Genomic DNA, 11,885 nt, shown 5'->3' with positions numbered 1-11,885 from the left:
GATGAGAACATATTTAATTAATGATAATGAAGAAGTAATTGTTGATTTAACAAGAACTAAAGTTCACGATCACAGCTTAGTTGAGTTTGATTTTTCTACATTAAAAGATGGAGAAAGAAGTCTTCATGAAACAATGTGGTTAAGAAAGCTTTGTGGCCAATACTTTATCTCAAAAGATAAGAAAACTTGGAAAAAGATCCCGAGACAGGATCTTCCATCAAGAGTTGTTAACGTTGATAAAGTTTACTCACTATTCAGAGGTTACAAGCCTTCTGGTTTAGGTGGAGCTGACGCTGGTGAACTTCTTACTAAAATGCCAGGTAAAGTTGTTAAGATCAATGTTGAAGTTGGTCAGATAGTTGCTGCTGGTGAAACACTAATCATTCTTGAGGCCATGAAAATGGAAAACGAAATTAAGAGTGGTATCGATGGTGTTGTTAAAGCAATTCACGTTAAGGAAGGGGACGCCTTAGAAGAAAACGTCCTCATGTTAGAAGTAGAAGCATAGGACGCAAGTCAAGGAGAGCAAATGTCTTTTAATAATGGACAAGCACCAAGAAATGACTTCGAAAAAATGAAACAAGATTTAGATAAGGGGCTCAAGTTACTTGGGCCCTTTTTTATATTCATTGTTTTAGTTATTTTCGGATACACATCTTTTTACACTGTCGAGCCTGATGAAGAGGCCGTCGTAATTCGTCTGGGTAAGTATATTAATACTAATACTCCAGGCCTTCATTTTAAGATTCCATTTGGGGTTGATGAAGTAATTAAGGTTAAAGTTAAAACTGTTCTTCAAGAAGAGTTTGGATTTAGAACAAAGAGTTCGAGATCACGACGTTCTTCTTATTCTGGTGATAACTTTGATCACGAGTCACTTATGCTTACAGGTGACTTAAATGTTGCCTCTGTTGAGTGGGCCGTTCAATACCAAGTCCGTGACCCTTTCAAGTTTATCTTTCAAACAAGTGAGCCAGTAAGAAATATCCGCGATATCTCAGAATCAATTATGAGAAGAGTTGTTGGGGATAGATCAGTTACTGATGTCTTAACTGTTGGTAAAGTAGAAATTGAAGCTGATGCTAAGCTACTTATGCAAGAAGTAATTGATAAGTATGACATGGGTGTTTCAATCATCTCTGTAAAGCTTCAGGATGTTAATCCTCCACAAGTCGTTAAAGCTTCATTTAACGAAGTTAACGAAGCAAAGCAAGAACAAGAAAAGGCCATTAACGAAGCAGAAGGTGCTTATAACAAAGTTATTCCAGAGGCACGTGGTAAGGCGGAGAAAATGGTATCTGAAGCTGAAGGTTATGCAGCTGCTCTTGTAAACCGTGCAGAAGGGGATGTTGCAAAGTTTCAAGAAATCCTAAAAGAGTATCGTCGTGCCCCTAAGATTACAAAGAAGCGTCTTTATATTGAAGCAATGGAAGGGCTTTATAAGAAGTACGACAATCTTACAATTATTGATCCAAAGGTTAAGGGATTACTTCCTATTTATGACCAAGGAGCTAAGAAATGAATAAAGCATTAATTCTAATTGTTATTCTATTTATAGGTTTAGTTTTAGGAAAACAGTCACTCTTTATCGTAAGTGAAGGAAGACAAGCAATTATCACTGAATTTGGTAAACCTGTTGGTAATCCAATTACTGATGCTGGCCTTCATTTTAAAAAGCCTTTCGTTCAAGATGTACGTTTCGTTGATAAGAGAATTCTTAGTTGGGATGGTTTTCCAAATCAAATCCCTACAAAGGATAAGAAATTTATTAAAGTAGATACAACTGCGAGATTTAAAATAATTGATGCACTTAAGTTTATTCAGACCGTTCGAAATACTGAAGGTGCTAAAAAGAGAATCGATACAATTTTAGACTCTGCGACGAGAAATGTGATTTCATCTCACGATCTTGTTGAGGCCGTACGTAATTCAAATGCAATTATTGAAAAGTTAAATGCTACTAAAGTAGATGTTAACGAAATTGAAGAAGAAATAACTGGTGACATTGAAGATGTAAGCGTTGGTAGAGAAAAATTATCTCAATTAATCGTAAGCAAAGCCGATGGAGAGTTAGAACAATTTGGTATTCAATTAATTGATGTACAATTAAGACGTATTTCATACGAGAAATCAGTTGAGCGTAAAGTTTACGAAAGAATGATCTCTGAACGTCAAAGAATTGCACAGAAGATCAGATCAATTGGTGAAGGTGAAAAGGCCAAGATTGAAGGACGTTTGGTAAAAGATTTACAAACAATTCAATCAGAAGGTTATAAGAAGTCTCAATTGATTAAGGGCCGTGCTGAAGCAAAGGCTTCTGCAGTCTATGCTAAGACATTTTCTCAGGACCCAAGCTTTTTTGAGTTCGTACGTTCTCTAGAAGCATATAAAACATCGATTAAAGGTAAAACTAAGTTTATAATCTCTAACGATAATGAATTCTTAAAATACTTGAGGTAAGCATTGATTGAATATGTAATTGCAGAAAATCCAGATGATCGCGTATTACAAAAAGTTTCACAAGCTCTTAATAATGGAGAGCTTGTGTGCTTACCGACTGATACTAGTTGGGTTGTAATTGCTTCTCCCTTTAGCAAGAAGGGGATTGAGAGAATCTACAAGTATAAGAATGCTCCAAAGCTAAAGGCTTTCTCTCTTCTATGTGATTCGATTTCAATGGCCTCTGATGTTGCTAATATTGATGATGGTGTATTTCGCTATATAAAGAGAATTATCCCAGGTCACTATACATTTATTTTTAATGCCAATAAGAAGATTACTAAGGCTGTGGCCGCAAATAAAACTGATCATGAAGTGGGAATTAGATTTGTACCTTCGACATTGATTAGTCGCTTACTAGAAATCCATGGTGAACCGGTCTTATCAAGTAATATTGATTTAGATAAATTTACTCCGGCCCTATCTTCTTATGGTGAACTCTATTCTTATATGATTGAAGAGTCGCTTGCAGGTGTTGTTACTTTGATTGTCGATCCAGGTGAACACGAATTTGTAGGCTCATCAACTATTGTTGACTTCACTAATGGTGAAGCCGATGTGATTAGGCAAGGCGCTGGGATTTTGTAGTAATTCCAGTTGTTTAGGCTATGAATTCTAATGTTTATTAAATAGACAAGGTACTGAATTTTTTCAACTTTCAGTATCTTGGCATCTTTTTCTTCTATATTCAGTTCTATGTTAAAGAAGAAATTAATCCTTTTATCACTTACACCATTTCTGGCAATTGCTAATAGCTTTATTGAAGTTAAAGTTCATGACCTTAATGTTTCTAAGCAGGATGATATATTTGGTCGAATGGGCTACATGGAATATGAAAGTGCAATAATCTCGCGTGACACTCTTTCTTTTAATATTTCTGATCGAGATAAGAATAAATCAAGTGCTGAAGTTTATTTTAAGAATAATCAATTGAAGCTTGATAATGGTTCGATGACTGCTCAATTTGATATGAGTGGAAATACTTTTTTAAATACCCTCGATAAATTAAAAATGAATAATGCTGAAACTGCCATTAATGCTACTTACTTTAATATAAATGGTTCAAGTTTCTTTATGGATAGAGAAGGTTTAGAGCTCGAGGCAAATAACTTTTTTGTTTTCTGTACAACGAATGATCCAGATTATGATATGGCAAGTGGAGATGGAATTGTTAAGGGTTGTATGACCGAGCTTAATATTACTCCTAAATCGTACAAAGAACCTGTTAACTTTGCTTTAAAAAAGAAATTACAAGATGGTGCTATATTTACAGCAAGAGGAGACATTGGAACAATGCAGTTACAAGCTGCGAGATTCTTACAAATTGCTTCACCTTTACTTGTTATGGACTATAAACAATATGATGTTCAGGCAAAATCTGTAGATCTCAAGTGTGAGAAGGATGAGGATCTGATTGAGATCGATTCGGACTCTCTTATGAGTGGTTGTGAAAATACTGCGGCCTTAAATGTTCCAAAGATCTTAGTTTCAAACTCTAAAGAGAAAACAAAATTTTATTTTGATATTGATACGTTAAATGTGAAAAATGAGAGGCTTAACTTTCATTCAGATATTTTTCAATTTATTGATTCTAAAAAATCAGTAACAGTTAAGGATCTGAACGTTAAATGCCAAAAGCTTATTCAATCTGACTTATTAGATATTCCTTCAATGATCAAAGAATGTTTAATTGATGGATCTATAGACATTGCTAAGTTAAAAACAAATGAAGATATTAAAACAATTACAGATCCTCGTGGACGTGTGATCTCAAGACAAACAGTTTCGAGTCGATATAAGAACTTGGAAATTGATTCTTATAGGCCACTGGCAAATCTAAGCTTAGATAAATCTAACCTTTCAGATATTTCAATTAAAATTACTAATGGTGTCGCTAAGGTTAAGGCCCATGCATATAAGAATGTTCTTCTTAAGAAGAATTTTGATGTTGATCTGACGGCAAGTGTTTCATTTAATGAAAAAGAATCTCAAATTATTATGGATGTAACAGATGTAGTTGTTCCGTTTGGCTTCATCAAGGTTAAATGGATCTGGTTAATTGAAAAAATTATTAAGAATGCTATTGTTGGAAGTAATGTTACTTTTGAAGATGGTAAGTTCTATATTTCGATCTAGGAGATTGAATGAAGTTAGTTAAATTGTTTATTATTTCTCTTATTACATCTTTTGCTTTTGCAAATTCGACAAATATAAGCTGCCAGGGTGAAGGCCATTCTTTTAGTGTTCATGAAAATAAGGCCGTCATTAAAACTTTAGAATCTACTTATGATGTTTCAGTAAAGCAATCTGGGGCAAACTATACTGGTGTGCTTAAGGCTGAAGGTTATCTTGGTTTTCGATTCATTTTAAAGGGTAAGGAAGGAGAGTTAAAACTTGTTGGCCCTAAAAGTGTAACGAAGAAAATGAAGTGTTCAATTATTAAATAAAATATGAATTAATTTATTTGCAGCACTTAGAGGTGTTTCAACTTCATTTAAGATATTGTCGTTGAGCTTAGTCCATTCAGATTGAAGTGATGGATTAGCTCTAACTCTGTTCTCAAGTAGTTCATTAAATAGTTTCTTAAGCCAATCTTGATTTTGTCTTTTACGTTTTAGTTGAATTTTTTCCTGATTCTCCTGATAAATCTTTTCAATCAAGTCCCAATACTCAGTTACTCCTTTATTCTCTAGGGCCGATGCCATCATAACATTGGCACCAATCTTTCGATCTGTTTTGATTACTCCAAGGGCAGACTTATACTGAACCATTGTATCGTGAGCTTTTTGCTTGTTATCGCCATCTGCTTTGTTGATGACAATATTGTCACTTAATTCAATAATTCCTTTTTTAATTCCTTGAAGTTCATCGCCTCCACCTGGTAGCAGAAGTACTGTGAATAAGTCCACAATATTTGCAACATCGTATTCCGACTGACCAACACCAACAGTTTCGATTAGAACAACATCATAGCCAGCAGCTTCACATGCAAGCATGACCTCTCTAGTCTTTAGTGCGACACCACCAAGATTACCTGATGATGGTGTAGGGCGAATGAAAGCGTTTTTCTCTTGGGCGAGTTTCTCCATTCGAGTTTTGTCACCAAGTAAACTTCCACCACTTAGTGGAGAACTTGGATCAATTGCTAAGACTGCGACTTTTAGTCCCTTGTTAATTAAGAGAAGTCCCAGGGATTCAATAAATGTAGATTTACCAACCCCAGGCGTTCCAGAAATACCGATACGAATTGATTTTCCAGTTAGAGGAAGAATTTCGTTTAAGAGCTCCTGAGCTTCTTTTTGATGCTCAGCTTTCTTACTTTCGATTAAAGTGATGAATTTAGAAAGTGATCTAATATTTCCACTTTTTAATTTCTGGATATCAATTTGCATTACTTTTGTGCCTCTTTGATTTTTGTAATTACATCTTTTGCGGCTTCAGCAATTGTTGTTCCTGGTCCATAGATTCCCTTAACACCAGCTTCATAAAGGAAGTCATAGTCTTTTCTAGGAATTACTCCACCTGCAACAACGATGATATCTTCTGCATCAAGTTTTTTAAGCTCAGCAATTAGTTCTGGAATTAATGTTTTGTGTCCCGCTGCAAGTGAAGATGCACCAACGACGTGAACATCGTTTTCTACAGCTTGCTTCGCAACTTCTTCCGGAGTTGAGAAAAGCGGAGAAAGGTCAACGTCAAAACCAACATCTGCATATGCTGTTGCTACAACTTTGGCTCCACGGTCATGTCCATCTTGCCCCATCTTTGCAACGAGAATTCTCGGACGACGTCCAAAGTCTCTTTCAAATTGGTCAATTTCGTTTTTAATGCTCATCCATTCCTCATCGCTTTCAAATGATTTACCATAAACACCTGAAACAGTTTTTGTATTTGCATTGTAGCGTCCCCATTCCTTCTCTAGTGCATAAGTGATTTCACCAACACTACAACGCGCTTCCATTGCCTCAACAGCAAGTTCTAAACCATTGCCGTTTCCAGTTTTAGCGTAATATTCAAGCTTTGCCATACATTCACTAACTTTCGCTTCATCACGTGATTCACGAATTTCTTCAAGTCTTTTGATTTGTTCATTAAGAACTTGAACGTTATCGATTTCAAGAACTTCAACGTGATCTTCTTTTGTTGGCTTATACTTGTTTACACCTACGATTACATCTTCACCGCGATCAATACGTGCTTGCTTAAGTGCCGCGGCTTCTTCAATTTTAAGTTTTGGAAGACCTGTCTCAATTGCTTTTGCCATGCCACCAGCTTCCTCAATTTCTTTGATTAAGCTTCGAGCTTTGTCTGCAATCTCTTTCGTCAGAGTTTCCATCATGTATGAACCACCCCATGGATCAACAGTGTTTGTAATTCCTGTCTCTTCCTGAAGGATGATTTGAGTATTTCTAGCAATACGAGCAGAGAATTCAGTTGGAAGTGCAATCGCTTCATCAAAAGAGTTCGTGTGAAGAGATTGTGTACCACCGAATACCGCTGCCATTGCTTCAATTGTAGTACGAATAATATTGTTATATGGATCCTGTTCCGTTAATGACCAACCAGAAGTCTGGCAGTGGGTACGTAACATTTTCGATTTAATATTTTTCGGCTCATATCTTTCAACAATTTCAGACCATAGAAGTCTTGCCGCGCGAAGCTTTGCAATTTCCATGTAAAAGTTCATTCCAATACCAAAGAAGAATGAGAGTCTTGGCGCGAATTGATCAATCTGCATACCTGCTTTAATTGCAGTGTCGATATACTCTTTTCCATCTGCAAGAGTGTAAGCTAGCTCTAAGGCAGCATCTGCACCTGCTTCTTGAATATGGTAACCAGAAATCGAGATTGAGTTAAACTTCGGCATATTAGTTGAAGTGTATTCAAAAATATCTGCGATAACTTTCATTGAAGGAGCTGGAGGGAATATATAAGTATTTCTTACCATGAACTCTTTTAAGATATCATTTTGAATTGTTCCTGAAAGTTGATCAAGAGATACACCTTGCTCTTTTGCTGCAACAATATATCCAGCTAGAACAGGTAATACAGCACCATTCATTGTCATCGAAACAGATACTTTATCTAACGGGATTCCATCAAAGAGTACTTTCATATCTTCAACTGTATCGATTGCAACACCTGCTTTACCAACATCACCTTTTACACGAGGATGGTCTGAATCGTAACCTCTGTGAGTAGCAAGATCGAATGCAACTGAAACACCTTGTCCACCTGCCGCTAGTGCCTTCTTATAAAAATCATTTGATTCTTTTGCTGTAGAAAATCCAGCATACTGGCGAATCGTCCATGGACGTCCTGTATACATCGTAGCTCTTGGACCTCTGATAAACGGATCCATTCCTGGCATTGTATCAACGAGGTTATTATTTTCTAGATCAGCTTTTGTATAAAGAGATTTAAGTTCAATCCCCTCTGGAGTTTGAGTAACCTTAGGGCCTTTACCTCTTGTCTCTTTGTCAGCTAATTCTTTCCAAGTGTTTAAATTATCTTTTGAATTATTTGGCATTTATTCTCCTTCAAACCACTTTACAACTACGTGATCAATACCTGCTCTTTGAGCGGCTTCAATTCCAGTAGGTGAGTCTTCAAAAATTAGACATTCGTGTGTTTGAGCTTTAAAAAAATCCTGTGCCAATAGATATGGTGCAGGATCAGGCTTCGTTTTATCTACTTCTCTTTCTGTAATTATTTTTTCAAAGTAACAGTCTAGTTCACAATGTTTTAAAATTGGATGAGTTACTTCGTATTGACTTGCTGTTACTAGTGCAAGTCGGATATCACTGTCTTTTAAGCGTTTAAGCAGTGAATGAATATTTCTATGTCTTATATTATTTGCATCAGACTGGCCAATAAGCTTAACTAAGGCTTCATTTTTTTTAGTCAAATATTCGTCTAAGTGGTTTAGGCCTAATGCCTCTTGGATCATTGGAAAAACTTCACCATCGGACATGCCATAAGTTTCCTCCATTGATGGAATTTTCTTTCCTTGGCATAAAGATTTTACGACTTCGTAGTGAAGAGGCTCACTATTTAATATTGTTCCATCCATATCAAAGAAGATATAAGGTCTTGTTTTTGCAATGGCCAAGATCTCTTCAATAACAGCTTCGTCTAAAATACTGAAATCACTGAGCTTTTTTCCGATCATATTCATTCCAACTTTATACCATAAAAACCTAGGAATTTGTTTCGTTGTTGTTTTGCGTCATGAGATTAAGTTATAATTTATAGATACGGAGGAGATTGTGAAAAAGCATACGACCAACATTTCTCTTGAACCTTCACTGCAGGCATATTTCTATGATGAACTGCATCGCATAAACCTAAGAAGGCAAAACCCTTTACCGCAACTATCTATTTTCTATTCATCATTAGTTATGGATAAGTTTGGTCTTTCCCAGCACTATTTTGAAGAGCAGAAAGATGGAAGATTAAGAGAGAAAACTCTTGGGTTGAAACTACTTCAAGCTGAACATCTTAATGAGCGAGAAAAGAAAAGAGAATTAAGAGATATCGCTGACACAGCTTTATTTTTATGTGGTTATTTCTCAAATTCGGTTAACGAGAAAATTATTGATTTGGGCTACTATTGTGAGGTTGGTAAGACTGCATATCAAAAACTAGATCACTATCAACATACATTCTATGATTCTAGTGGCTTCTTTAAGAATCTCGCTTCGCAGTTTTATGACATCATTAATCTGATGAGTTTACTGCAAAGCGATTGCAACTTAAATGAAGAGCAGTATCTACTCTTTACTAAGGATGTATCGTAGTTGGGATACCATTATTAAGTGATTTCCCAACTGTAATTGTGATCCAATTTTGTTTTAATACTTTTTTGATAATTTTTTGGAAATCTTCATATTTAAAATTTCTAATTTCTTCATTTGATTTATAGAAGTAATCAACACCAAGGCCATGTAATGCAGGAACAGAGTAAACATTTGCATAGTCGTCATTTACTTGAAGGTTAAGTTGATTTTGACCATCAATCATCATTTTAATGCGATCAAAATCAGATTTAGAGAGACCTTCTTTTTGTAACTTAGATAAAATAGCATTGATAGCGTTAATTGCTTCAACTGTTTTATCATGGCCACTTGCCATGTAAATTCCCCAATATCCTGCTTCTAGAGCATTCATATGAATCGGTTGAGCAACGTAACATAATCCTTTGCGATCTCTAACATCAACAAATAACTCAGAAGATTGACCAGATAAATGAGTTGTTAACATTTTGAAAACAACATTTTCTTTGGCCGTAAGTTTCTTTGTTTGAGTAGCAATTAGAATTTGTGTTTGTTCGCGATCAAAATCGATATGTGTTTCAACTGTTTTAATAGGAACAACTTTTTTTGCTTCTTTCTTCTTATCTTTTCTAGGTTTTAAATCTTTAAAGTAAAATTCAACTTTCTCTTTAACTTCATCTAAAGAAAGATCACCACAAAAAGTGATAAGCATTTCTTTTGTTCTTAAGTTTTTCTCATGAACTTTCGCTAGATCTTCTTTCTTTAGCGCTTTAACAGATTTTTCTGTTCCAATAGTTGAAAGGGCATATGAATGTCCTTTAAATAATAAGTTAGTAGCTTCATTAAAGCAGTGCCTTGTCGGGTCCGCTTTATTGGCTTCAATAGTTCTAAAGATTAACTTCTTTTCATGCGCAATAAACTTTGCTTGAAAAGTAGGGTGAATTAGTGACTTGAAAAAGTGCTTAGATAGGTCTGAAAAGTATTCACTTTGACCATGCATCGTCATTCCGTATGCATTCTTTCCAGAGAAGCTGTTAAACATCGTTGATTTATTATCAAGATCTAATTTTAGCTTTTCGTAGCTTAGACCTTTATAGCCTTTTGTAAGTTGTGAACTCATTAGGCTGTATAATCCGTTTGTCTTTATTGTTTCATCAACTAGGCCACCTTTGAGGTAAGCATGCATGACAAACGTAGGTGTAATTGCATTATAACGATAAAGAAGTTTAATCCCTGGCTTGATTTCAACAATTTGAGTTGCTGGATCATGCTTAGACTTAGTGGCCTTAATGGCTTGCTCTTTCGTATTCTTTTTAAGTTTCGCAATTTTATTCTTAAACTCCACAAGTTTTGGTTTGAACTCTTGCGGCTTTAATTCATTTGGAATTTGAAGACTTAGATGAAGTGAGCGTCCAAAAATATCAGAGTACTTCTTATTTACTTCTTTCAGACTAGTTTTTTTAATCTTGTTGATAAATTCTTGCTCGATCTCAAGATCCTTTGCTCCAGCGTAACTACTACCTAGAGAAAAAGCATAAGATTCAAGAGATTCTTTTTCATAGATTTTAGCTGCTACATATTGGTTTTTGATCTTTTTAATATCATTTTCTTTAAGTCCAACAGTAGTCGCTTCTGTTATCGTTTTTTCTAGCTCATGCATGACTTTTTGATAATTCTCTTTTGGGAAGTTGATTCTTAAAAAGTGAATACCACCGTCAGCAAAGAACATTGAAGAAGATGTACAATTATTTGCTATCGTATTATTTAAAACAAGATTTTTATAAAGAGGTGACGTCTCTCCATAACCTAGAGCATTGTAGGCGAGGTCTTCACCTGCTGCACTGTCTGATTTCATCGGTGGACATTCGATGGCCATTGTTAATTGGCACATACGTACGTCTTTTTTATGAATCTCAATCGTTGATTTTTTGTGAAGAGAAAATGAAGGTCTTTCAGATCGTTTACCTTTTGGTAGTTCATAACCTTCAATTGTCTTTATGTATTTCTTTTTTTCTTTTAAGTCACCTGCAACAACTAAGAATGCGTTAGCATTATTATAGTGATTGTTTCTAAAATCAATTAACTGATTACGAGTGAAGTTTTTAATTGTTTTTTCATTTCCAAGGATCGGGTGAGCGTAACCACCGTTAAAAGACATTTCTTGAATTCTTTGAAATGAGTATTGGCCTGGGTTGTCTTGGCTTCTACGATATTCTTCAAAAACCACTTCTCTTTCAGGCACTAGATCTTCTTGTTTAAACATTGGGTTAGATACCATATCCATAATGATATCAATTGATGTATTAAAGTAGGCGATTGGTGAATTTATATAATAGCAAGTGTAATCAAAAGAAGTGAATGCGTTTACTTCGCCTCCAAATGACTCTACATCGTGAGCAATCTTGGCCCCTGGTCTTTTTTGTGTTCCTTTAAAAAACATGTGCTCAAGAAAGTGTGCAATTCCAAAGTTAGACTCATCTTCTAGAGTTGAGCCTGCTCTGAACCATATCTGTACAGATGCACTTGTATTTCCTGGAACATCAACAAAAATGACTTCCAAACCATTATTTAACTTTTCTATTTCATATTTCATTTACATTGCCTTTTAAT

Annotated in this window: 11 protein-coding genes; 7 read left to right on the top strand and 4 right to left on the bottom strand. The window is 35.4% G+C overall.

Features of this window, described 5'->3' with window-relative positions; translation table 11 throughout:
* Position 1: 1 nt before the first annotated feature.
* The 6 genes from ACMAYX_RS13020 (at position 2) to ACMAYX_RS12995 (ending at position 4,946) form a co-directional block, all read left to right on the top strand.
* Positions 2 to 508: an acetyl-CoA carboxylase biotin carboxyl carrier protein subunit gene (locus ACMAYX_RS13020; RefSeq protein ID WP_412472040.1), complete on the top strand. Its 507-nt coding sequence runs from the start codon at positions 2 to 4 to the stop codon at positions 506 to 508.
* A gap of 21 nt (positions 509 to 529) precedes the next feature.
* Positions 530 to 1,522 (top strand): FtsH protease activity modulator HflK, encoded by a 993-nt coding sequence (hflK, locus tag ACMAYX_RS13015; protein ID WP_103219270.1) that lies wholly within the window; start codon positions 530 to 532, stop codon positions 1,520 to 1,522.
* Complete coding sequence (gene hflC / locus ACMAYX_RS13010; RefSeq protein ID WP_392990469.1) at positions 1,519 to 2,460, top strand: protease modulator HflC; 942 nt, start codon at positions 1,519 to 1,521, stop codon at positions 2,458 to 2,460. The genes hflK and hflC overlap by 4 nt, the downstream gene beginning before the upstream one ends.
* 3 nt (positions 2,461 to 2,463) lie before the next feature.
* A complete protein-coding gene (locus tag ACMAYX_RS13005) occupies positions 2,464 to 3,087 on the top strand; it encodes an L-threonylcarbamoyladenylate synthase (RefSeq protein WP_103219272.1) in 624 nt (207 codons plus the stop codon).
* A gap of 108 nt (positions 3,088 to 3,195) precedes the next feature.
* On the top strand, positions 3,196 to 4,635 hold the full coding sequence (locus ACMAYX_RS13000; protein WP_412470037.1) for a hypothetical protein: 1,440 nt from the start codon (positions 3,196 to 3,198) through the stop codon (positions 4,633 to 4,635).
* Positions 4,636 to 4,643: 8 nt separating this feature from the next.
* Complete coding sequence (locus ACMAYX_RS12995; RefSeq protein ID WP_412470986.1) at positions 4,644 to 4,946, top strand: hypothetical protein; 303 nt, start codon at positions 4,644 to 4,646, stop codon at positions 4,944 to 4,946.
* Here the strand turns inward: ACMAYX_RS12995 and meaB are convergent.
* Genes meaB through ACMAYX_RS12980 form a run of 3 tightly spaced genes read right to left on the bottom strand, consistent with a single transcriptional unit; the run spans position 4,932 to position 8,677 of the window.
* Positions 4,932 to 5,891 (bottom strand): methylmalonyl Co-A mutase-associated GTPase MeaB, encoded by a 960-nt coding sequence (gene meaB, locus ACMAYX_RS12990; RefSeq protein WP_412472039.1) that lies wholly within the window; start codon positions 5,889 to 5,891, stop codon positions 4,932 to 4,934. The two genes, ACMAYX_RS12995 and meaB, sit on opposite strands and share 15 nt — an antisense overlap.
* Positions 5,891 to 8,029, bottom strand: a complete 2,139-nt coding sequence (gene scpA / locus ACMAYX_RS12985; RefSeq protein ID WP_103219276.1) for a methylmalonyl-CoA mutase — start codon at positions 8,027 to 8,029, stop codon at positions 5,891 to 5,893. Before scpA ends, meaB begins: the two co-directional genes overlap by 1 nt.
* Positions 8,030 to 8,677: an HAD family hydrolase gene (locus ACMAYX_RS12980; RefSeq protein WP_103219277.1), complete on the bottom strand. Its 648-nt coding sequence runs from the start codon at positions 8,675 to 8,677 to the stop codon at positions 8,030 to 8,032.
* 223 nt (positions 8,678 to 8,900) lie between these two features.
* On the opposite strand from ACMAYX_RS12980, the gene ACMAYX_RS12975 reads away from it, so the two are divergent.
* The gene (locus ACMAYX_RS12975) at positions 8,901 to 9,299 is read left to right on the top strand and encodes a hypothetical protein (RefSeq protein ID WP_158246954.1); all 399 of its coding nucleotides are present in this window, start codon (positions 8,901 to 8,903) and stop codon (positions 9,297 to 9,299) included.
* Here ACMAYX_RS12975 and ACMAYX_RS12970 read toward each other — a convergent pair.
* On the bottom strand, positions 9,283 to 11,868 hold the full coding sequence (locus tag ACMAYX_RS12970; protein WP_103219279.1) for a M16 family metallopeptidase: 2,586 nt from the start codon (positions 11,866 to 11,868) through the stop codon (positions 9,283 to 9,285). The genes ACMAYX_RS12975 and ACMAYX_RS12970 overlap by 17 nt on opposite strands.
* Positions 11,869 to 11,885: the final 17 nt, after the last annotated feature.

Source organism: Halobacteriovorax sp. RT-2-3, assembly GCF_047085075.1.
Classification (GTDB): domain Bacteria; phylum Bdellovibrionota; class Bacteriovoracia; order Bacteriovoracales; family Bacteriovoracaceae; genus Halobacteriovorax_A.
The sequence above is the reverse complement of the archived record's forward strand: the minus strand, read 5'-3'. Positions and strand labels throughout refer to the sequence as shown.

Excerpts from the sequence above, each read along its gene's own strand:
- ACMAYX_RS13020 (WP_412472040.1), top strand. The coding sequence starts at position 2 with ATGAGAACATATTTAATTAATGATAATGAAGAAGTAATTGTTGATTTA.
- hflK (WP_103219270.1), top strand. The coding sequence starts at position 530 with ATGTCTTTTAATAATGGACAAGCACCAAGAAATGACTTCGAAAAAATG.
- hflC (WP_392990469.1), top strand. The coding sequence starts at position 1,519 with ATGAATAAAGCATTAATTCTAATTGTTATTCTATTTATAGGTTTAGTT.
- ACMAYX_RS13000 (WP_412470037.1), top strand. The coding sequence starts at position 3,196 with ATGTTAAAGAAGAAATTAATCCTTTTATCACTTACACCATTTCTGGCA.
- ACMAYX_RS12995 (WP_412470986.1), top strand. The coding sequence starts at position 4,644 with ATGAAGTTAGTTAAATTGTTTATTATTTCTCTTATTACATCTTTTGCT.
- meaB (WP_412472039.1), bottom strand. The coding sequence starts at position 5,891 with ATGCAAATTGATATCCAGAAATTAAAAAGTGGAAATATTAGATCACTT.
- scpA (WP_103219276.1), bottom strand. The coding sequence starts at position 8,029 with ATGCCAAATAATTCAAAAGATAATTTAAACACTTGGAAAGAATTAGCT.
- ACMAYX_RS12980 (WP_103219277.1), bottom strand. The coding sequence starts at position 8,677 with ATGAATATGATCGGAAAAAAGCTCAGTGATTTCAGTATTTTAGACGAA.
- ACMAYX_RS12975 (WP_158246954.1), top strand. The coding sequence starts at position 8,901 with ATGGATAAGTTTGGTCTTTCCCAGCACTATTTTGAAGAGCAGAAAGAT.
- ACMAYX_RS12970 (WP_103219279.1), bottom strand. The coding sequence starts at position 11,868 with ATGAAATATGAAATAGAAAAGTTAAATAATGGTTTGGAAGTCATTTTT.